The organism is Minwuia sp. (genome assembly GCF_048263705.1).
GTDB lineage: Bacteria > Pseudomonadota > Alphaproteobacteria > Minwuiales > Minwuiaceae > Minwuia.
Genome location: NZ_JBLXDV010000003.1, coordinates 1 through 21,104 on the forward strand (window position 1 = coordinate 1; position 21,104 = coordinate 21,104).

22 protein-coding genes and 1 pseudogene are annotated in these 21,104 nt (G+C 62.5%); 8 read left to right on the plus strand and 15 right to left on the minus strand.

The genetic code is table 11. The features are described 5' to 3' along the window. The first annotated feature begins 159 nt into the window (after positions 1-159). A pseudogene (locus ACN0X7_RS04790) lies at positions 160-1,233 on the plus strand (LLM class flavin-dependent oxidoreductase). A gap of 138 nt (positions 1,234-1,371) precedes the next feature. After that, a complete protein-coding gene (locus ACN0X7_RS04795) occupies positions 1,372-1,773 on the plus strand; it encodes an MAPEG family protein (RefSeq protein WP_417514677.1) in 402 nt (133 codons plus the stop codon). 74 nt (positions 1,774-1,847) lie between these two features. Here the strand turns inward: ACN0X7_RS04795 and ACN0X7_RS04800 are convergent, their stop codons facing one another. The 8 genes from ACN0X7_RS04800 to ACN0X7_RS04835 form a co-directional block, all read right to left on the minus strand. Beyond that, a complete protein-coding gene (locus tag ACN0X7_RS04800; protein WP_417514679.1) occupies positions 1,848-2,885 on the minus strand; it encodes an LLM class flavin-dependent oxidoreductase in 1,038 nt (345 codons plus the stop codon). A 4-nt stretch (positions 2,886-2,889) separates the two neighbouring features. After that, positions 2,890-3,627, minus strand: coding sequence for an enoyl-CoA hydratase/isomerase family protein (locus ACN0X7_RS04805; RefSeq protein WP_417514681.1), 738 nt, complete (start codon positions 3,625-3,627; stop codon positions 2,890-2,892). Between the two features lie 17 nt (positions 3,628-3,644). Further along, entirely contained in the window at positions 3,645-4,277 is a 633-nt protein-coding gene (locus ACN0X7_RS04810; protein ID WP_417514683.1) for a ceramidase domain-containing protein, read from the minus strand. A gap of 65 nt (positions 4,278-4,342) precedes the next feature. Beyond that, complete coding sequence (locus tag ACN0X7_RS04815) at positions 4,343-4,615, minus strand: hypothetical protein (RefSeq protein WP_417514685.1); 273 nt, start codon at positions 4,613-4,615, stop codon at positions 4,343-4,345. Positions 4,616-4,818: 203 nt separating this feature from the next. Continuing rightward, a complete protein-coding gene (locus ACN0X7_RS04820; protein ID WP_417514687.1) occupies positions 4,819-5,547 on the minus strand; it encodes a TVP38/TMEM64 family protein in 729 nt (242 codons plus the stop codon). A 110-nt stretch (positions 5,548-5,657) separates the two neighbouring features. Beyond that, positions 5,658-6,275 (minus strand): glutathione S-transferase family protein, encoded by a 618-nt coding sequence (locus ACN0X7_RS04825; RefSeq protein WP_417514689.1) that lies wholly within the window; start codon positions 6,273-6,275, stop codon positions 5,658-5,660. A gap of 26 nt (positions 6,276-6,301) precedes the next feature. After that, positions 6,302-7,444, minus strand: a complete 1,143-nt coding sequence (locus ACN0X7_RS04830) for a trans-sulfuration enzyme family protein (RefSeq protein ID WP_417514691.1) — start codon at positions 7,442-7,444, stop codon at positions 6,302-6,304. Next, positions 7,444-8,139, minus strand: coding sequence for a glutathione S-transferase N-terminal domain-containing protein (locus ACN0X7_RS04835; protein ID WP_417514693.1), 696 nt, complete (start codon positions 8,137-8,139; stop codon positions 7,444-7,446). The genes ACN0X7_RS04830 and ACN0X7_RS04835 overlap by 1 nt, the downstream gene beginning before the upstream one ends. 94 nt (positions 8,140-8,233) lie before the next feature. Here ACN0X7_RS04835 and ACN0X7_RS04840 point away from each other — a divergent pair, with 94 nt between their 5' ends. Further along, positions 8,234-8,587 (plus strand): hypothetical protein, encoded by a 354-nt coding sequence (locus ACN0X7_RS04840; protein ID WP_417514695.1) that lies wholly within the window; start codon positions 8,234-8,236, stop codon positions 8,585-8,587. Between the two features lie 32 nt (positions 8,588-8,619). Here ACN0X7_RS04840 and ACN0X7_RS04845 read toward each other — a convergent pair whose 3' ends face one another. Then, on the minus strand, positions 8,620-9,324 hold the full coding sequence (locus tag ACN0X7_RS04845; RefSeq protein WP_417514697.1) for a hypothetical protein: 705 nt from the start codon (positions 9,322-9,324) through the stop codon (positions 8,620-8,622). 69 nt (positions 9,325-9,393) lie between these two features. Between ACN0X7_RS04845 and ACN0X7_RS04850 the strand changes: the two genes are divergently transcribed. From ACN0X7_RS04850 to ACN0X7_RS04860, 3 genes are read left to right on the plus strand one after another with little or no spacing between them, the layout of a single operon-like run. Beyond that, the gene (locus ACN0X7_RS04850) at positions 9,394-10,074 is read left to right on the plus strand and encodes a cupin domain-containing protein (protein WP_417514699.1); all 681 of its coding nucleotides are present in this window, start codon (positions 9,394-9,396) and stop codon (positions 10,072-10,074) included. Beyond that, positions 10,071-10,661 (plus strand): DsbA family protein, encoded by a 591-nt coding sequence (locus ACN0X7_RS04855; protein WP_417514701.1) that lies wholly within the window; start codon positions 10,071-10,073, stop codon positions 10,659-10,661. The genes ACN0X7_RS04850 and ACN0X7_RS04855 overlap by 4 nt, the downstream gene beginning before the upstream one ends. Before the next feature lie 8 nt (positions 10,662-10,669). Continuing rightward, entirely contained in the window at positions 10,670-12,115 is a 1,446-nt protein-coding gene (locus tag ACN0X7_RS04860) for an N-acyl-D-amino-acid deacylase family protein (protein ID WP_417514703.1), read from the plus strand. A gap of 9 nt (positions 12,116-12,124) precedes the next feature. On the opposite strand, the gene ACN0X7_RS04865 is transcribed toward ACN0X7_RS04860, so the two are convergent. Both ACN0X7_RS04865 and ACN0X7_RS04870 read right to left on the minus strand, forming a co-directional pair. Continuing rightward, the gene (locus tag ACN0X7_RS04865) at positions 12,125-12,913 is read right to left on the minus strand and encodes an enoyl-CoA hydratase/isomerase family protein (RefSeq protein WP_417514705.1); all 789 of its coding nucleotides are present in this window, start codon (positions 12,911-12,913) and stop codon (positions 12,125-12,127) included. A gap of 48 nt (positions 12,914-12,961) precedes the next feature. Continuing rightward, complete coding sequence (locus tag ACN0X7_RS04870; RefSeq protein ID WP_417514707.1) at positions 12,962-15,313, minus strand: molybdopterin-containing oxidoreductase family protein; 2,352 nt, start codon at positions 15,311-15,313, stop codon at positions 12,962-12,964. A 105-nt stretch (positions 15,314-15,418) separates the two neighbouring features. Here ACN0X7_RS04870 and hemB point away from each other — a divergent pair, with 105 nt between their 5' ends. Continuing rightward, the gene (gene hemB, locus ACN0X7_RS04875) at positions 15,419-16,477 is read left to right on the plus strand and encodes a porphobilinogen synthase (protein WP_417514709.1); all 1,059 of its coding nucleotides are present in this window, start codon (positions 15,419-15,421) and stop codon (positions 16,475-16,477) included. A gap of 35 nt (positions 16,478-16,512) precedes the next feature. Beyond that, positions 16,513-17,145 carry a hypothetical protein gene (locus ACN0X7_RS04880; protein ID WP_417514711.1) on the plus strand — a complete coding sequence of 211 codons (633 nt, stop codon included), beginning with the start codon at positions 16,513-16,515 and terminating at the stop codon, positions 17,143-17,145. Between the two features lie 347 nt (positions 17,146-17,492). On the opposite strand, the gene ACN0X7_RS04885 is transcribed toward ACN0X7_RS04880, so the two are convergent. The 4 genes from ACN0X7_RS04885 to ACN0X7_RS04900 are packed head-to-tail and all read right to left on the minus strand — an operon-like array spanning position 17,493 to position 21,086. After that, positions 17,493-18,722, minus strand: coding sequence for a beta-ketoacyl-ACP synthase (locus ACN0X7_RS04885; RefSeq protein ID WP_417514713.1), 1,230 nt, complete (start codon positions 18,720-18,722; stop codon positions 17,493-17,495). After that, positions 18,719-19,456: a 3-oxoacyl-ACP reductase FabG gene (gene fabG, locus ACN0X7_RS04890; RefSeq protein ID WP_417514715.1), complete on the minus strand. Its 738-nt coding sequence runs from the start codon at positions 19,454-19,456 to the stop codon at positions 18,719-18,721. Before fabG ends, ACN0X7_RS04885 begins: the two co-directional genes overlap by 4 nt. After that, entirely contained in the window at positions 19,453-19,923 is a 471-nt protein-coding gene (locus ACN0X7_RS04895) for a hypothetical protein (protein ID WP_417514717.1), read from the minus strand. Before ACN0X7_RS04895 ends, fabG begins: the two co-directional genes overlap by 4 nt. Next, entirely contained in the window at positions 19,920-21,086 is a 1,167-nt protein-coding gene (locus ACN0X7_RS04900) for a beta-ketoacyl-ACP synthase (RefSeq protein ID WP_417514719.1), read from the minus strand. The genes ACN0X7_RS04895 and ACN0X7_RS04900 overlap by 4 nt, the downstream gene beginning before the upstream one ends. Between the last annotated feature and the right edge of the window lie 18 nt (positions 21,087-21,104).

A 21,104-nucleotide genomic window follows, 5' to 3' on the forward strand; every position in this document is an offset into this window, starting at 1 on the left:
GCACGCTCCCGCAAATCAAGTGAGTAAGGTCGAACCATCACATGCTGGCCTCCTTCTCCAGCCAGCATGTTGAATCAGAACCAGACTGATTTGGGAATCCTAAATCGATTCAATCAAATATGGGGACGCTCTAGTCTCCCCGCCGGGGAGGATCGGCACATGACGGCACCGCACATCGGGATCACCATCAGTTTCCAGCGCCACGCCGGACAGGGCGAGACGTGGGAGCAGATCTACCGCGAAGCGCTGGAGCTGGCCGCCGAGGCAGACCGGCTGGGCATCCGCAGCATATGGGTCAGCGAACATCACGGCGAGGAGGACGGCTACTGCCCCTCGCCGATCGTCGCGGGTGCCGCGCTCGCCCATGCCGCGCCCAACTGCCTGATCGGACAGGGCATCGCGATCGCTCCGCTCTACGGCCACCCGCTGCGTCTGGTCGAAGACCTGTCCGTGCTCGACAACATCTCCGGCGGACGGGCAATGATCGGCCTGGGACAGGGCTACCGCCCTGCCGAGTTCGCGGCCTACGGTCAGACGTACAGGCGGCGGACCCGCGCCTTCGAGGAAGCGCTGGAGATCCTGCATCTCGCCTAGACAGGAGAGCGGTTCTCATATGACGGCGAGATACACAAGGTGCGTGACGGCCTGTTGAGGCCCGCTCCGATCCGCCCCGGCACGCCGCCGCTCTGGCTGGGCGCAGCGGCGCCCGCGTCCCGCGCACGGGCCATCCGCTTCGACGCGGGGCTGATCATCGCACCGCTGATCGAACTGGACCATGCCGCGCGCCAGTTCGCCGACTACGACCTGAACGTGAAAGCCGCGGGGAAATCCGCCCTGCCCCATGCGCTGATGCGCGAGATCCTGATCGGCGACAGCGTCACCGAAGCCATCGACGCGCACAAGCACGCGCTGGATCTGGTCTACAGGCAGCAGTACGCCCCCGCCCGCACCGGCCTGACCCGAAAGGACCCGGAGACGGGAGAACGCAAACCGCTTTCTCTGGATGATCCCTACTATCTGTCGGAAGACTTCATGCAGGCCCGCTGGTTTGTGGGCGCGCCCGAACAGATCGGGGCGAAGATCAACCGCTGGCACCAGCGCATCGGGCTGCAGCACCTGATCTGGCAGCCCAAGCCGCCGGGGCTGGATCTGAAGACCGCGGTCCGGAATCTGGAACGCATGGCCGGGGAAATCATGCCGCATCTGAAGGGCCGTGAAGCGACAAACGGCTGACGCGCGTTCTGTCCGGTCGTCGGGTGGCCCCGCCCGCCTGGCGGGATGACATCCCGTGCGTTTGACCGTTGCAATCCAGATGCTGCGACGGTCTAACTCGGAACAGCGCCGGATATGCGGTCAGGAGGCCATACCACCATGCAGATAACGATGCTCTACGCCGGTCTGACCGGCCTGCTGCTCCTCGTCCTGTCCATCAGGATCATTGCACTGCGCCGTGGCCCCTCCGGGCCCAGTCTGGGCGACGGGGGCAATCCGGATCTGGCACGGCGTATCCGCGCGCACGGCAATCTGGTCGAATACGCACCGGTCATCCTGCTGATGATGGCCCTTCTCGAAAGCGCGGGACAGCCGGGCTGGGCGATCCATGCGGCCGGCATTGCGCTGATCGTCGCGCGTCTGATGCACGCCTACGCCCTTTCGAAACCATCCGGCAGCGTCGTCGGGCGCGTTGGCGGCACGGCGATCACGCTGCTGTTGCTCGGCATCACCGGCATCTGGTGCGTGCTCGCGTTCGGGCTGTCGAACCCTTCGATCTGACCGGTGATGCCTGAAACAACCAGAGCGGTATTCCTGGAAACAGTCTGAATGGTTCCATTCAGACTGTTCTCGCCCTAGTCGACAAGTTCCATCACCTGCTCAAGCTGCTTCAGCTGATCGTCGGCGCTCAACGCCGGGTCGAACCGCACGGTGATGCCGCTGACCCCGGCCCTGGCATAGGTCTCGAACCGCTTTCGGACCATCTCAGGCGTGCCGACGGCACCGAATTCCGTGATCATCGCATCGGGGACGATCTTCGCCGCATCGTCACGGCGTCCCTCGATCCAGAGCTTCTGGATCTCCAGCGCCTCGTCCTGGAATCCCGAGCGCTGGAAGGCTTCATTGTAGAAGTTCGTCTTCGCCGATCCCATCGCGCCCATCTGGAACGCGATGCCTGGCCGGCGTGCATCGATCAGGCCTTCCACATCCTCACCGATACCGATCGCGCAGGCGGCGTTCAGATGAATGTCGTCCATCGAGCGTCCGGCTTTCTCGGCTCCCTTGCGAATGAAAGCCAGATGCGCCTCGGCGTGATCCGGCGAGAAGGATGTGCCCAGCCAGCCATCCGCCGCTTCGCCGGTGTACTCCAGCGACTTCGGACCCAGCGTTGCCAGGAAGATCGGTATCTCGGTCGGCGGGAAGTCGAGCTTGATCGGCTTGCCTTCGCCGCCCGGACGCGGCAGCGTGATGGTCTCGCCGTCATATTTCAGCTTCTCGCCCCGAAAGGCCATACGGATCACGTCGACGGTTTCGCGCAGGCGCGTCAGCGGCTTGCGGTAGTCCTGCCCCTGCAGGCCTTCGACGACCTGAGGCCCGCTGACGCCAAGCCCCAGAATGAAGCGGCCGTTGGACAGGCTGTGCATTGACAGGGCCGTCATTGCCGTCATGGACGGGACCCGCGCGCTGATCTGCATGATTCCCGTACCCAGCTTGATCCGGCTGGTCTTGGCCGCCAGATAGGCGAGCGATGTCGCCGCGTCCTGTCCCCAGGCCTCGGCGGACCAGGCGCAGTCGACGCCCATGGACTCGGCGGCCTGCACATACTCGGCGACCGCCCCCATGCCGGAGCGGTCATACCCGCCGACGCTGATCGCGACTTTCAGAAGTGCCATGCCTCTATCCCTTCCCGAATGCTTTCAGCCGTTCTTCCAGATCGGGACCGCGCCCCGGACTGTTGCGGCGTTCGAATTCCAGTGCGCCCCAGTGGCCGTGATTCTGGCCCTGGTTCACCAGCATCTTGTCGCCCCTGAGCGTGTGCCAGGAGTTTTCCAGAAACCCTTCTGCCATGGCCGTCACATGATCGAGCAGGCGCTCGTCATCCACGCATTCCATGGCCAGTCCGATGCTGACGGCCTCTTCAGCCCCGATCACGCGGGCCGAGAACATCATTTCCTTCGCGCGCTGCATGCCGACCCGTTCCGGCAATCGGCGGCTCATGCCCCATTTCGGTGTCATGCCCCACTTGCCATGCGTGTCGGAGAACCTTGCGGACGATCCGGCGACGATGAGATCGGCTGCAAGGGCCAGTTCGAGACCGCCCGTATAGCAATGTCCCTGAACGGCGCAGATCACCGGCTGCGGCAGGTTCTCGATCAGATCGACCGTATCGGACTGGTAATTCTCGGTCGGCGCGACATCGCCGTCCTGTATCGCGCGCAGGTCATTGCCCGCGCAGAAGGACCGCCCCGCGCCGCAAAGGATGACCGCGCCGATATCGTCGGTCTGCTTGTGCAACGCCTCCACATGGGCGCGCAGTTCGACGAACAGGCTTGGCGACAGCGCATTCAGCGCCTCGGGCCTGTTCAGTGTCAGTGTGCACAGTCCCGCGTCGTCGCGTCGCTCGACAAGCGCCATGGTCGATCCCTCCCCGGTTACTTCGTGTCGTTCTTCGAAAGCGGCCAGATGGCCAGCCCCAGAACGATGCCGTTGAGGATATGCCAAAGAAAGTGCGTGCCATAGGGCCAGGCTGCGCATACCGCCTCATCCATCGCCCGGAAGATGAAAGACGGGATGAAGACGACAACCGCAGCGCCCACCCATTTCCAGGCCGGATGCCGCGCGCGCCGCGCCGCAACCGCCATCGCGCCGCCGGCCGCCAGCGGACCGAGATAGAATGCGCCGGGTACGGGCACGAGCTGCGCGAGCAGCATTGCGGCGACGATCATCCCCGCAGGCCACAGCAGGGAAACGAAGATGTTGGTTTCAAGCCAACGCCGGGCCCCGAAGTACAAGGTGAACAACAGGCAGAGGCTCAGCGCCGCCGTATCGGCAACCGCGCTCCATCCGTTGGCGTAGGTGTGAAAGAGAAAGCTGCCGACGCCGGTGGCCGACAGCAGAAAAAGCGGGATCATCAGCGAGGGACGCCGCAAGCTGCCCTGTCGCGCGGCACCCCGGGCGATCAGCAGGGCGGCAATGATGAACGACAGGTTGGTGACCGCATTCAGCGGCTCGTCCCAGAACCCCGGCACCAGCCGTTCGCAATAGGCATCGACATGTTCAAACATGCCTCAGAGTGGGCGATACTGCGCGCGCCACGTCAAGCGTGGCAGAGTCGCGCTCCGGAGGGGCTTCAGACCGCGCGGGCAACCATCCAGGCACGAGCCTGTTTCTGGGCTTCGGCGATCTGCGCCGATGACATCAGTTCAGCCATTTCCTGCCGTTCGGTCCGGGCACGCATATCGCCTGCCGTCGCAGCGATGTTGAACCATTTGTGCGCCTCGATCAGCCCACTCTCGTCCGTTTCGGTGGCATAGATCAGACCGATCCTGTACTGCGCGTCTCGGTCGCCCGCATCGGCCATGGCCATCAGCTTGTCAAGTTTGCTCGGATCATAGTGTCCCATCTTCCAATCTCATCTCTCGTGTCAGCGACGACGACCCGCAGAGTGCCGTGCCTTGCGAGGAAGCTTGCGACCAGAAAGGTTAATGAACGGTTCCCGAAAGCCGTCGAACAATGAACAGGCCGGATCCTTTGACAAAGAATGGTTTGTTGCCGTGGCAAGTTCTTTGGCTGTCGCGTGAAATACGATGAGACATCGGCGGAAATTCAGTTGTCCTCGACAACTTCTTCCAGCCCATGCTCCTTCAGCTTCGCGCTCGCCTTGCGCCCCACAAGAATTGTCACGATCAGGGTCGCGACGATGCCGACACCGAAAAAGACATACTTCAGCGCGGAAGCCTCCTCGCCTGCCGCCGCCGCGCCGCCGAGCGACCCGATCCACACATACAGAAGCGTGCCCGGCATGATCCCGAAGAAGGTCGCCAGCAGATAGGGAAAGAACCCGACGGCGGTCGTGCCGAATACCCAGTTCTGCAGGCTGAACGGTACGACCGGCGACAATCTCAGCAACGCCACGATCTTCCAGCCGTCTTCCTCGATGGCTGCATCGATGGCGCGCAGCTTGGGCCGCTGCTGGATGACCCGCTGCACCCGCTCGCGCACCAGATAGCGGCCCGCGAGGAAGGACATGCCCGCACCGATGGTCGCGCCGATCACGACGATCGGAAACCCCCACAGGCCGAACGCGACACCCGCCGCCAGAGTCAGCAGGGCCCCCGGTACCAGCGCCAGCACGGCGAACGCATAGACCAGGGCAAACACTACCCAGCCGACCGGGCCCAGCCCTTCGATCCAGGTCCGGAAAGCCTCGATCCAGTCCGCGATCGGCAATACCGAATAGGCCGCAATGATCGCAACCAGGACCGCGAGACCGGCAACGATCTTCAGCCAGCCCGGCATCCCGCCGGACTTCTTCGCCTGATCTGACTCTGTCATCAACCTGCCCCCGGTCACCATGTCTCATTGGTTAGAGCCGACAGGTGATCATCTGGAAACCCCCGCGCCAGAGGTCTCACGCGAGCTTGATACCATCGTGCGCCAACGTGTTACGGCACTTCAAAGCCCTTCTTCACCGCGTCGCGTGCCCAGATGCGGTCATACCAGCGCTTCAGGTTCGGAAAGTCTTCCAGTTCCATGCCCTGCCATTCATGGCGCGCGATCCATGGGAAGGTCGCGATATCCGCGATGGTGTATGTATCGGCCGCCAGCCAGTCGTGCTGCGACAGCTGCTTGTCGGCCACGCCATAGAGACGCCTGGTCTCGTTGGTATAACGGTCGATGGCGTAGGGAATCTTTTCAGGCGCGAACTTCCGGAAATGATGCGCCTGACCCATCATCGGACCCGCGCCACCCATCTGCCACATCAGCCACTGCATCGTGTCCGTGAACTTGTGCGGGTCGCCGGGCAGGAACTTTCCCGTCTTCTGAGCCAAATAGATCAGGATGGCCCCGGTCTCAAAGACCGAGATGTCTTCGCCGCCGGGCCCGTCGTGATCCACGATCGCCGGTATCTTGTTGTTCGGGCTGATCTTCAGGAAATCCGGATCGAACTGTTCGTCCTTGGTGATGTCGATCGGATGCACCTGATAATCCAGACCGCATTCCTCCAGCATCACCGAGATCTTGCGTCCGTTCGGCGTACCCCACGTATAGAATTCAATCACTTGGACTTCCCCTTTGACAATTCGATTCAGATATCCAGCGCCTGATCCAGATCGGCGATCAGGTCGTCGACATTCTCGATCCCGACGGAAAGGCGCAGCAGATCGGGCGGTGACATGGTGGCCGCGCCTTCGACCGTATGGCGGTGCTCCACCAGGCTCTCGACCCCGCCCAGCGATGTCGCGCGCCGGAAAAGCTTCAGGCGGGCCTTCACGGCCTTCGCGCGCGTTGTCCTCTCGCCCCGCACCAGCACCGACAGCATCGCCCCGAAGCCGTTCCGCATTTGCTGCTTCGCGACCGCATGCCCCGGATGGTTCGGCAGACCCGGATAGATGGCGTCGACGTCGTTGCGGGCATCCAGCCATTCGGCGATCTTCTGCGCATTGGCCGATGCCCGCTCCACCCGTATCGCCAGCGTACGCATGCCGCGTGCGAGCAGCCAGGCCTCGAACGGACCGATGATCGAGCCACCCAGCCCCCGCTGCTTTCTGGCGTCCAGCCAGAGTGGATGCTCCACGTCCTTCGTCACCAGCGCCCCCGCCAGCACATCCGAGTGACCGTTCAGCGACTTGGTCGCCGAATGCATCACGAAATCCGCCCCGAAATCGAGCGGTCGGGTGTGCAGCGGCGTGGGTACCGTGTTGTCCACGGCCAGTACCGCGCCGGCTGATCTGCAGGCTTCGGCCACGGCAGCGATATCGGTCACGTGCCACATCGGATTGCTGGGGGTTTCCACCCAGACGATCTGCGCAGGCTTCCGCGCCAGGGCCTCGACATAATCCGACGCGTCGTTGCCGATCATGCGCACCTCGACATCGAAACGCGCGCCGAAGTCCTGCAGCCAGACCTTCAGGGCAAAATACATGATCTCGGGGATGATCACGCTGTCGCCCGCCTTCAGGCACTGGAACAGCGTCGATGCAGCCGCCATCCCCGACGGAAACAGCATCGCCCCGGTGCCGCCTTCCAGCTTCGCCAGCATCTGTTCCGCCAGTTCGAAGGTCGGGTTCTCGTCACGCGCGTAGACGGCACCGCCGGGCAGACTCAGGTCCGGATCGCGCTCGTACGTCGAGGCCGGATAGATTCCCGGTGCCAGACCGCGACTGGCCGGTTCGACGTGCCCGAGCGCCTGCGCCAGGAATGTCTCCGGATTGTCCGATTCCGAACTCATCAGCGTTTCTGGAACTGCTTGTCGCCGAACAGGTTCTTCTTCTGCTCCTCGCCCATGTCTTCCGGCTTGCGCCGCAGCTCGCGCCCCAGATCGACACCGCGCCGGACCGCCGGTCGCTGTTTCACCAGATCGTACCAGCGGCGCACGTTCGGATAATCGTCCATCACGATGCCCTGCATGCGGTGCAGCATGAACCAGGGCATCAGCGCCATGTCGGCGATGGAATATTCATCCGCGACATAGTCCCTGCCCGCCATCCGGCGATCCAGCACACCGTAGAGGCGGTTGGATTCGTCCAGATACCGCTTCTTCGCGTAGGGAATATCCTCGGTCGCATAGAGCTTGAAATGGCCGTTCTGACCGAACATCGGCCCGACCCCGCCCATCTGCCACATCAGCCATTCGATCACGCGGTATCGACCGGCAGGATCCTTTGGCAGGAACATGCCGGTCTTCTCGGCGAGGTAGATCAGAATGGCACCCGTTTCCATCAGGTGATAGGGCGCGCCGCCGGGCCCATCATGATCGACGATCGCCGGCATCCGGTTGTTCGGGCTGATCTTCAGGAAATCCGGATCGAACTGCTCGCCCTCGCCGATGTTCACCGGAATCATGCGGTACGCCAGCCCGCATTCCTCCAGCATGATCGAGATCTTCCACCCGTTGGGTGTGGGCCAGTAATACAGATCGATCATGGGTTTCCTCTCGGACTGACTGTCATTCCCGCGCGCGTCGTGATATGGCGCGGGGCATGAACCTAGTGAACGTCGAGATGCGGAGACCGTCAACATGAGTATCGACCGCGAGGCCCTGATTGACTGCCTGGAACGGATGGCCGTTGAGGATGACACCGAAGCGCTCGCCGCCAGCCGCGAAGCGTCTGCGCTGATGGAAGCCTCAGGCCTTTCCTGGGATGAAGTGATCCGGGAAGGACTGCGCCGCGCCCCATCGGCTGCGGCCCTCGATCTTGGCGAAGACGATGCGTCGGTCGCCAAGGCGCTGAAGGCGTTGCTGGCCAAGCCCGACCTGAACGAGAACACGGCCGAAGACCTGCGCGACTTCCAGGCCGATCTGGAGAAAGGCGAACTCGACCCCGACGACCGCAAATACATCCTGGGACTTTACGCGCGCGTCGGTGGCTAGAACCGCCGCGCTGGTGCCCACGAACCGGACGGCTAGCTGATGCTCGGCACCCGTATCCAGGTCGCGTAGGCACTGGCGACGACTTCATCGCGCGCGTTCAGCACGGCCGATCCCGCCCAGGCCTTGCGCCCCTTGGTGCCCATGCGCCAGGCCAGCACCGTGCAGAGTTCGCCTGCCATCACCGTGCCGGTAACCTCGCCTGCAATGCGCCCCAGCAGCATGTTGACCCCGGCTTCGTCATGGAAGGCATAGGCACCCGGGCAATCCAGCGCCGCGAAGACATAGCGTTCGGGGATCCGGCCCTCCGTATCCGCGAGGCCGGGATGCGCCTCCCATTTCGCGGCAACGAGATCGTGTCCCTCGACGGGCGACGCAAACACCCGCAACGTGCGTCCCACCTCGCCCTTCACACCGCATACGAAGCAATGGGGAATCGGACTGTTCTTCGCGCCGCGATAGTTCGGCAGCGCCGCCAGGACTGCCGCGTCGGATGGTTTTTCCGGTATCTCGACGCTGAAGGTGCCGGGCTTCACCGATCCGACAAGCGCACCTTCATGACGCAGTTCGAAACCTTCTTCGGTCTCGACGATCTGCATCGGCGTTTCGAGCGGCGGCGGCGATCGCAGCGTGATTTCCGCCGGCCCGTCAATCAGTTCGGCGAGCACGCCCGCGATGTATCCGCCGTTGGCGGACTGTGTCGGCCCCTGGAACCTGCGTTCGACGACGATCTGCTGCACGATTTTTCCCTCTCCCCTGACCGCGCCAGTTAAGCCACTATCGACGGAATTGGAAATGGAGGATCGGGCATGAGTGATCTGCACGGCAACCGCGGCAAGAGCGTCGTCATCAACACGAACCAGATGGAATGGCAGGCCAGCCCGTCAGAAGGCGTCTGGCGCAAGCGGCTGGAACTGATCGGCGACACGGAAAAAGGCATGGTGACTTCCATCGTCAGGTTCGATCCCGGCGCAGGCTTCGCGCGGCATGACCATCCCCTCGGCGAAGAGGTTCTGGTCCTTGAAGGCACATTTGCCGATGAGCACGACAGCTATCCGAAAGGAACCTGGACGCTGTTGCCCAACAACACCCCGCACGCACCGAAGACCGAAGCCGGATGCACACTGCTGGTGAAACTCTGCCAGTACGCAGGGAATCATCGACCGGCCTATCGCAAGGACACGACCGAGCAGACCGGCTGGCGTGAATCGGCACCGGGGCGCCTGCGTTTCGATCTGTACGATGACGAGGATCATCCCGAGAAGATCTACCTGTCCCGCCTTGCACCGGGGACGCGGGTTCAGCATCACACCCACGACGGCGGAGAGGAAGTCTTTGTGATCGAAGGCGAAATTCACGATGACGACGGACGCTATCCGGCAGGCACGTGGCTCAGGCTGGCCGACGGGTCCAGCCATGCGCCACGCACCGATACCGGTTGCCTGCTGTATGTGAGATCGGGACACCTGAAAGCAGACGTCGCCGCATGACCGACATCATCCACTTCACCGACTTCAAGAGCCCCTTCGCCTATCTGGCGATGGAAGACGCGTTCCGGCTGGAAGACGAAAGCGGTCAGAAAATCCGCTGGGTTCACTACACATTGGAAATTCCGGAGTTTCTGGGCGCGGTCGAAACCCGCAGCGAGAACGACTGGCGCAAGGTCAAGTACGCCTACATGGATGCGCGGCGGCTGGCCAACCGCAAGGGCCTGACCGTGCTGGGACCGAAGAAGATCTTCAACTCGCGCCCCGCCGGGATCGGCATGACCTATGCCATCGAGCAGGACCTGCTGCGCCCCTACGCCAGCACCGTGTTCGAGCGGTTCTTCAAGCGTGATCTGAACGTCGATGTACCCGACGAGATCCGGCGGGTGCTGTCCGACATCGGGGCCGATGTGACCGGATTCGATGACTGGCTGACCGGAGACGGGCTGAAACGCCACGAGCAGGAACGTCAGGAAGCCATCGACATGGGCGTCTTCGGGGTGCCGACCTTCGCCATCGACGGCGAACTGTTCTGGGGCGGCGACCGCATCTGGATGGTCGAGGAAAAACTGAAGGATCTCGCCGGATAGGAACCGCCATGCCCGATCATGACCTGCTGATCCGCAACGCCCGCCTGATCGACGGAACCGGCGCGCCCTCGACAACAGGCGATCTTGCCGTCAGTGACGGTCGCATCGTTGCTATGGGCGACCTCGGAAAGACATCTGCAGATCAGATCGTCGATGCGGACGGGCTGGCGCTTGCGCCCGGTTTCATCGACAGCCACTGCCATGACGACCGCGCGCTGATCGAGATGCCCCTGTTGGAACCGAAGGTCAGTCAGGGTGTCACCACGGTCATCAACGGCAATTGCGGCGTCAGCGCCGCGCCGTTTCTGCCGGGCCGACCGGAGGGACCGCCGCCGCTCAATCTGATCAACCGGAGCGGCGAACCGGGTTTCGAAAGTTTTGCGGACTATTTTGCCGCGATGGAGGCCGAACCCGCAGCCGTGAACCACGCCTGCCTGTGCGGCCACATCAATCTGCGCAACGCCTTCATGGATGACTTCGACCGACCCGCGACGGCGGCTGAGATCGACGGCATGTGCGATCTGCTGGACAAGGCGATGCAGCAGGGCGCGCTCGGCCTCTCGACCGGCCTCTACTATGCGCCCGCCAATGCCGCACCGACCTCGGAGGTGACCGCGATCGCCGGTGTGCTTGCGCGCTACAACGGCCTCTATGTCACTCACATGCGGGATGAAGAAGATTTCGTAACCGACTCCCTGGAAGAGACTTTCCGCATCGGTCGTGACGCCGGGACACCTGTCATCGTCAGCCATCACAAGTGCACCAGCCCGCAGAACTTCGGCAAGTCCGAGGTGACACTGAAGATGATCGAGGCCGCGCGGTCGAACCAGACCGTCGGTCTCGATGCCTATCCCTATACAGCCAGTTCCACCATCCTGCAGCCCGAGCGGGTGCACAAATGCAGCCGCGTGATCATCACCTGGTCAACGACGATGCCGGAGGCGACAGGACGCGACCTGTCGGACATCGCCGCGGAAATGGGATGCAGCGACACCGAGGCAGCGGAAAAGCTGATGCCCGGCGGTGCCGTCTATTTCGCTATGGACGAGGCCGACGTGTCCCGCATTCTGGCATGGCCCGACACAATGATCGGCTCCGACGGTATCGTCATGGACCGCCATCCGCATCCCCGCGCCTGGGGCACCTTTCCCCGCGTTCTGGGTCACTACGCTCGGGATGAAGGCCTGTTCAGCCTGGAAGACGCCGTTCGCAAGATGACATCGCTGACTGCGGACACATTCGGCCTGAAGGGGCGCGGTCGCCTTGCAACCGGATATGCGGCCGACCTCGTCCTGTTCGACCCGGCGACCGTCATCGACACGGCAACGTTCGCTGAGCCACAGCAACCCGCAGCCGGTATCGAGATGGTGTTCGCCAATGGGATCCAGATCTGGGGCGGCGGCGCATCGACCGGTGACCGACCGGGCCAGCACCTGACCCGGTCGCCGGCATGACAGCCGCTCCTAACGTCCCCTGAAGTCAGCCTTGCGCTTGTTCACGAAGGCGTCCACGCCTTCACGTCCGTCTTCCGAACGCATGGATTCCGCGATACCGACCGTCTCCCGCTCCATCTGGCTTTCCAGCGTTTCGTGCATGCTGTCATGGACCAGGTTCTTCACCCGCCCGTAGGCTTTCGTCGGTCCCTCGGCCAGCATCGCGGCCATCCTGCGGGCTTCGTCCATCAGGGTTTCAGCCGGGTGGACATAATCGACCATGCCCCAGCTTTCCGCCTCGGCAGCACTCAGCAGCCGGTTGGTGAGCATCAGGTCCAGCGCGCGCTTGGTACCGACGCGGCGCGGCAGGAAATAGCTGGATGAGCCGTCCGGCGACACGCCGAGCCGGGTGTAGGCCATGGTGAACTTGGCACTGTCCGCGGACATGACAATGTCGCCCATGATGGCAAGGCTGAACCCGGCACCGGCGGCGGTACCGTTCACCGCCGAGATCACGGGCGCGTCCATGCGGCTGAGGCGCGATACCGCACCGTGCAGATACATGGTCATGTGCTTGACCATGGTGGGCAGCTTCTCACCCTGGGTGCTGAAGAAGGCGACGTCGCCGCCGGCGCAGAACATCTTGCCCGTGCCGGTCAGGATCACGGCACGCACGTCCGGATCCTCGTCGCAGCGAACCGCGACATCGAACAGCTGCTTCGACATCTCCAGATCCAGCGCGTTCGCCTCATCGGGCCGGTTGAGCGTGATGGTGGCCACCCCGTCCGCGACCTCGTACTTCATGGTGCTGTATGACATGCGATCCTCCCCGATCGGTTGGTCTGACTGTCGGCAATATAGTCCGGCTTACTCGGCGGCGGCCATGCCGGACTTTGCCACGGTTTCGGTTGCCGGGCGTATCTCGCACCAGTGGAACCGCAGCGGTATCGAGCCGCTGATCGGGTCGGCATCTCTGGTCGACAGCACCGCGTTCATGTTGGTCGGCAGGCCGTTGGCCGCATTCTGCCGGGCCGTCCAGCCGTGCTGCGCGACAACCGTGTCCGGTTCCTGATCCTCGACCAGCTTCGCACGGGCGAACACTTCGCCGTCCCGCGTCGCGATTTCGACCCAGTCCCCGGCGCCGATGCCGCGTTCCGCTGCCGTTTCAGGGGCGATCTCGACGACCGGATCGGGCGTGAGCTTCCTGAGCGCCGGAATGTTGCGTCCCTGACTGTGGCAATAGGCGACCGTCTTGGCGGAACTGAGTCTGAGCGGAAAATCGATGCGCCGGCCTTGGGAATCAGGGTTGTCGGCCAGTTCGGGAAGAGGCGCATGGCCATGCTGCAGGAACGTCTCCGAATAGAGTTCGATCAGGCCGGACGGAGTCGGGAAGCCTTTCGTGCGGTATGACTGCTGGGGTACATGCCCGTCCAGGTCGATACCTTCGGGATGCTGCCTGAGGTCATCGAGGTCGATGCCCGATGGCGCGAGCACATGCCGGTGTCCGGCATCGACGTCACCATCGAACATCTGTTCCGACAGTCCCAGTCGCCCGGACAGGCCCAGCACGATCTCGATGTCGCTGCGGGCCTTGCCGACCGGGTCCACGACGGCCTGACGCAACTGAACCCGGCGCTGTCCTTCCAGGGACGCATCGAAGCCGGTACGCAGGGCCTCGCGCTCCCAGGATGTCGAGACCGGCAGCACGATGTCGGCATAATCCGCGGCGTCATTCAGGAAGAAATCGGTGTGCACGTGGAAGTCGAGTTTCCCGAGCGCCCTCTTCGCCATCGCCATGTCCGGCTGCGCCGACAGCAGGTTGCCACCGAAGGAGAATAGCATCCGCACGGGATACGGATCGCCCTCCAGCACGGCCCGATAGGTGTCGCGCGCCGTCACCCATCCGTTGCGGCCCGGTCCCAGCGGGCGATCGGCCAGCCCCAGCGTCTTCGCGCGCTGTTCCGGCGTCACCAGGTCATGGCCAGAGATGTCATTGAACGGGGCCGCCGCACCCGGCACGTTGCCGCCCTTGCTCCCGTAGTGGCCAAGCAGGCTGTAGAGGATCGAGATCGCCCTGTCGGTCTGTGTCGCGGTCACGCTCTGTCCAACGCCGTTCCAGGCATAGTAGGCGACAGAACCGCTTTCGGTGAGAAGGCCGGCGGCTGCGCGAAGCCGGTCCGGCGCTACGCCGGTGACGTCCGCCGTGCGTTCGGGCGACCACGCGGCTGCGGCCTGTTTGAGGAGCTGAAGCACCGACGTGCAGGCCATCGTCCCGTTCGTCCCCGCAGCCTCGATCGCGCCGAACAGGACCACACCGCCCGGACCGTCGCGCCATTCACGCGCGGTCATGTCGTAGGCAACGAGTCCTCCATCATCCGCACGTGCGAAAGCGATGTCGTCGCGACCGCCCGGTTCCAGATCGCTCTGACGCAGCAGAGCGCCCGTATCGTCGCGTACCAGCAACGCCGCATTGGTCCACTGACGTACGAAATCCGCGTCGAACGTCTCGCCTTCGAGAATCAGGTTGATCAGCCCCAGCGCCAGCGCCTGATCCGTACCCGGCCGCACGCGCAGCCACACATCCGCGCGCTTTGCATACAGCGTCCGGCGCGGATCCACGACGATGGTCTTCGTCCCCCTGCCCCGTGCCTCGCGAATCTCGACGGACCGCGCCAGCCATGTCGTCGCCGGGTTGTGCCCCCAGATCAGCGCGCATTCCGTGTTGGCGAAATCGGGCGTGCCGATATCGCTGCCGTAGGTGAAGCGCGAGGCGAAATCCTTGTGCCAGTTGCAGATTTCCGTGCTGTAGATCGTGTTCGGACTGCCGAAGGCGCGGATGAACCGCTCGATCCAGGAAATGCCGTCAGAGATGTGGGTGCCGCTGCCCGTCGTGACCGAGAAGGCGACCTGTTCGGCACCGAACCGATCGCGTACATCCCCCATCCTGTCGGCGATCTGATCGAGCGCTTCGGTCCAGGAGATGGCTTCCCATTCGACCGGCGCATGGCCTTTGGGCGAAATCCGGCGCATCGGGCGCGTCAGCCGGTCCGGGTGATAGACCAGTTCCGGCGAAGCGTGGCCTTTCGGGCACAGCGCCTTGCCGCTCGGGTGTTCCGGCATCGGCTGAAGACCGGTCAGACGACCATCTTCCACGATGGCCGTACAGCCGCACCGCGAGCGGCATTGCGCACAGAAGGCGGGCTTGCGTTCTTCAGACATCTCCGGCTTTCCCCGATCTGCAGACTGTGACGCCGACGCCTTTGCCCGGCACGGCACGCTGACCTATACTGCCGCCAGCATACACATGATCGACAGGCCCGTGCCATGAGCGAAAATCCCCTGCCCTTCCGCCAACCGATGCCCGCCACCGTCGATCGCGAAGACCTGCCGTTATCGGCCTATCCGCGCGTCCGGATGCGGCGCAACAGGGCCAATGACTGGTCCAGGCGGCTGGTGGCCGAGAACGTGCTCACGGCGGCCGATCTGATCTGGCCGGTCTTCGTCCATGACGGCGACGATCCGGTCGAGATCGCTTCCATGCCGGGTGTCCGGCGTCAGTCTCTCAGCAGCCTGGTCGATGCGGTCGGCGAGGCCGGCGATCTGGGTGTGCCGCTGGTGGCGATCTTCCCCGCCATCGACGCCGACCGGAAGAATGACGAAGGCACCGAAGCCACCAATCCCGAAAACATCGTCTGCCAGGCCGTCCGCGCGCTGAAACAGGCCCTGCCGGAGGTCGGCGTGCTCTGCGATGCGGCGCTGGACCCCTTCACCAGCCACGGCCATGACGGCCTGATCCGCGACGGCTATGTCCAGAATGACATCACGGTCGAGGTGCTGATCGAACAGTCCCTCAACCAGGTCGAGGCCGGGTGCGACGTCATCGCGCCGTCCGACATGATGGACGGCCGCATCGGTGCCATCCGCGCCGCGCTGGAAGCCCACGGCCATCACAACACGCAGATCATGTCCTATGCCGCGAAATACGCCTCCGCGTTCTACGGCCCCTTCCGCGATGCGATCGGGTCCAAGGCCAACCTCGGCAAGGCGACCAAGGCCACCTATCAGATGAACCCGGCCAACGGCGATGAGGCCATGCGTGAAGTCGCCATGGATATCGCCGAGGGTGCCGACATGGTGATGGTCAAGCCGGGCATGCCCTATCTGGATCTCTGCCGTCGCGTGAAGGACGAATTCCGCCTGCCCACCTTCGCCTACCAGGTGTCCGGCGAATACGCGATGCTGGCCGGAGCCGCCGCCAACGGCTGGCTGGACGGCGAGAAGGTGATGATGGAAAGCCTGCTGGGCTTCAAGCGGGCCGGTTGCGACGGCGTGCTGACCTACTTCGCGGTCGAGGCGGCGAAGAAGCTGAAGACCCTCGGTTAACGGTCCATTAGCCATGTTGCCGGATGATCCGGCGCATGACCCAGACGCCCCGCTTTCGCAAACCCGCCCTGAAGACATCCGTGGCCGCCGTTGCATGGTTCAACGCCGCCGCCGAATCGAACGGAACACGCCTGCAGCCGCGCAAGCTGCAGCACCTGCTCTACATGGCCCAGGGCCTGTTCGCCGCCGCGAACGACGGCCGCGCGCTGATGCCCAGCCGGTTCATCGCCGGCTCGCTCGGCCCCTGCGACCCCAATCTCTATCCCGTGCTCGAAGTCGCCGACGAGAGCCACCGGCCCAAGGAGATCGACCCCAAGGCTGAAGCCTGTCTGTCGCTGATCTTCCGGAAATTCGGCACATTGCCTGTCGAACAGCTTGAGGGCTTCGTCGAGGCGGACGGAATCTTCGCCGACGTACGCGAGCTGGCCCCCGATGCCGAAATTCCGCTCGATCAGATGGGCCCCGCGTACCGCCGTGCGTTCATGGGCGACGCCGAACCCTGCCGCCCGGCCCCTGCCCCCCGAAAAGCCGCCCCTGCGGCTCAGCCTCAGGATCAGGCACCGGTTCCCGCACACAGGCAAAGCGACGACCTGCCCGAGGGCGTGCCGAAAGTGATCACCGGCGGCAAGCCCGTGAAACGCTGGGCCCCAAAACGCCGGGTGTACTGAAGCACCGGATATCCGAAAGACGGGGGAGAGGAGTGGTGCCGCTGAGTGGCAACGCACTGACAACTTAACCTACTGCATTCAATTCGATAATTATGCCAAATAACTTCTATGTACCAACAAAAATACCAACAAAGTTGACTCCCCCCTCCGATACGCGACATCGCGAATGTAGAGAGGACACTTCCCCAAGGGGGCAATTTTCAAGAGTTCGTCAGTGTTCCTGCAACTCGGGACCGCCAAAGTGTGTCCGAGTAACATGATGACACTCTGCAGCGCCCGGCTGGATCTTGTGTAGATCAAGAACAAGTCAGGTCCCTCCAAAAAATTGTATTGATGGGGACATTTCTCTATGTCGCGCGAAACACCAAAGAGGTGTTGATGCCCCCGAATGCGAAATTGTTGGAGACAACATATTCGCAATCGATTTTCCGACCCCCAGCCCCTTGAACGTAATCCAGTGCGCCACAGCGTTCGTCAACGCGTTGAAGGTTCGCGGTTCCGGCGAACCAACCCTCACGGCGCATTTCGAGCGCCAGCCAGGCTTCAAGCGCGCCGCAGGCACCAAGAGTATGACCGAAGTGCCCCTTCAATGAATGAAACGGAACCTTGTCGCCATAGACTTCCGACGTTGCCCGGGATTCTGCGATGTCACCAAGTTCAGTTGCGGTACCATGCCCACTAATGAAACCCACGGCATCCGGAGTGATCCCGGCCATGGTCAGCGCTTCCCGCATCGCCAGCGCCTGGGTCGCCTGCATTGGTTGCGTGATGTGAGCACCGTCTGAGTTGGTAGCGAAACCGACCAGTTCGACAATGATCTCCGCCCCTCGCTCGCGCGCATGCTCGTACTCTTCAAGTATCAGAATGGCGCTACCTTCGCCGATGACCAGCCCATCTCTGTCGGCGTCGAAAGGCCGCGAGGCGATACCGGGATCGTCGTTACGGGTACTTGTTGCATAGAGCGTATCAAACACTGCTGCCATCGATGGGCAGAGTTCTTCTGCTCCCCCGGCAATCATGACATCGGCATAGCCATGCCGGATCGCCTCGAATGCGTACCCGATACCCTGGGAGCCGGATGTACAGGCCGACGAAGTGGTGATGACACGGCCACGTAACTGAAAGAAGACACCAATGTTGACCGGTGATGTGTGGTTCATCATGCGGACGTAGCTGGTGGCGTTCAGCGAACCGGCCTTGCCGCTTTCGAGGAACTTGACGAAATCCCTTGCAGGTTCCGTAGACCCATAGGAGGAACCGCAGGACACACCGGTCCTGCCACTGGTCAGAACCGGGTCGTCGATCAGGTCAGCGTCCTGAAGTGCCTTCTCAGCAGCACTGACCGCCAATGTTGCGACGCGTCCCATAGAGCGCATCTTCTTGCGAGGGTAGGCCTTCTCGTGCGCAAAATGATCGGCTGGTGCAGCCAAGCGCGTGTCGAGATCCTGCAGGTGATCCCATTGCGGCATTGACCGCGTGGCAGTCTCCCCCGCCAGCATGCGATCGCGAATCGCGGGCCAGTCGTTGCCCAGCGCCGATATGCCCGCCATTCCGGTAACTGCCACACGCTTTGTCACGATACTCCACCATTCACCGAAATAACCTGTCGCGTAATATACCCGGCCTCGGGCGAAAACAGATAGCCAACCAGTGAAGCCACCTCTTCAGGCCTGCCAAAGCGTCGTAGCGGGATGGACTTGTTTACATCTTCAGCTGGCAGACCTGCGGTCATCGCAGTTTCGATCAGCCCAGGGGCGACACAATTAACCGTGATCTTCCGCTTCGCCAGTTCGACGGCCAGCGCCTTGGTCGCGCCGATGATGCCCGCCTTGGAAGCACTGTAGTTCACTTGACCTCGGTTCCCGACCTGTCCAGATATCGAGGACAGCGTAACGATACGGCCACCATCGCGGAGCCGTATCATTGGCATGACCAGCGGATGCAGCACATTGTAGAAACCATCTAGGTTGGTCCGGATGACGCTGTCCCAGTCCTGATCGCTGAGCGAGGGAAATGCGTTGTCGCGAGTCGTCCCGGCGTTTAGGACAATTCCCCAGAACGAGCCATGGTCTGCGACCTGCCTTTCCAGTTCATCCCGCGTCTGCTTTCGGTCGGAAACGTCAAACCCGATTGTGTCGGCCTTCCCACCAGCGGACCTGATGCGTTGAGCGACTGCAACCGCACCTGCTTCGTCACGACCGTAATGAACCACGACAGGATGCCCCATACCGGCAAGCCACTCGGCCGCCGATGCCCCGATCCCCTTGCTCGCTCCCGTCACAAGTACGCGCCTGTCATCCGTGTCCGTCATGCATCGGCTTCATCGTTTGAGAGGAATCCGGAGAGGTCCCGGGGTCGGTACACACTGAGGGTTCCAGTTGCTAGAACATCCCCGGACTCAGCCTGAAGTCGGCATTCGAAGGAGCCCAGTTCTTCAGCATCCAATCGGCTGTTCACGTGCACAGTCACGGTTTCTCCCAAACGGATCCAGTCCCGATAGGTACGATATCGCTGACATCCCAGCAGGAAACCAATAGCCGGGGCACGGCCCTTGCGCTTCTGGACAAGACCATCCTTCGCACAGATCGACTGCGCCATCATCTCCAATCCGACATAGGTCGGCACGCCTTCTCCAGGCACCAGAAAGGGATGATCGGGTTCAATGGTGATGGCAACCGACAGTTGGCCCTCTTGTTCATCCCGAACGTTGGAAACAAGGCACATGCGCCCCTGGTGCGGCACGAGCTCGCTGATATCCGGGTACTCTGACTGCATCATGTCGGCTCCAGTACCAATGCCGTATTGTTGCCGCCAAAGGCGTAGTTGCAGCTCATGGCGGCCGCGCCAGCAAAGTCTGCATCCGATTCCAGCAACTGAATGTTTGCGAGGCCTGGATCGTTCTCGCCGTCGTTGCGGTTGCGCGGAAGACGTCGTCGCTTGATGGCATGGGCAACGAAGGCGGCCTCGATAGCACCAGCGGCACCCAATGTGTGTCCGGTCAACGGCTTTGTGGAACTGCAGGGTGTCGTGTCACCAAATAAGCCATGAACGGCTCCCGCCTCCATCAGGTCGTTCTGCACGGTGGCAGTGCCATGCAGATTGATGTAGCCGATTTCATCGGGAGTCCTGCCCGCCATCTGCAGAGCCGATGACATTGCGATCCGGGCCCCGTGGCCTTCAGGATCAGGGGCACTGATGTGATGCGCATCGGAACTTTCGCCCCACCCCGAAACGCGAACAGCCGACGGTTGAGCGGTCAGAACAAACAACGCCCCGCCTTCGCCGATATGGATACCCGATCGATTGCGGCTGAATGGCTTGCAGCGTTCCTGCGACAGGGCTTCCAGAACACCAAAACCGTTCAATGTCATGTCGCACACCGTATCGACGCCGCCGCAAATCACGGTATCGCAAAGGCCCTGCTTGATCATCCTGGCAGCAGAAATGATGGCTTTCGCACTCGATGTGCAGGCGGTCGAAACGGCGTAGGTCGGCCCTTGCGCACCCACCTGGCGGGCGATGAACAGCGCCGGATCGCCAAGTTCCTGCATGGAGAGTTCGAAATTGCTTGGCCACCTCCCATCCTTGACAAACCTGGTCATCGCATCCCCGGCATCGCCGATGCCCGATGTGCTGGTGCCAATAACGATTCCAAGCCGATCAGGGACAGTTGCCGAAACAATATCCTTCGCGCGATGCGGCAGACAATCCAGCGCAATTTTGGCCAAACGATTGTTGCGCGATTCCGGTATGCCGCTTTCTCGCATCAATTCATGGGCATTCAGATCGACCGAACTGATAGGCACGGTCCGACCATCTATCAGCCTAGCAACATCCAAGTCTGGCAACGCATCTGCAAATAGAGCGTCAGCGACCTGTTCGGAGCCAACGCCGAGACCACACACAACCGAGTCGCCCTGTATGAAAACATCTGTGGTCATTTGTCCTGGCAATCATTA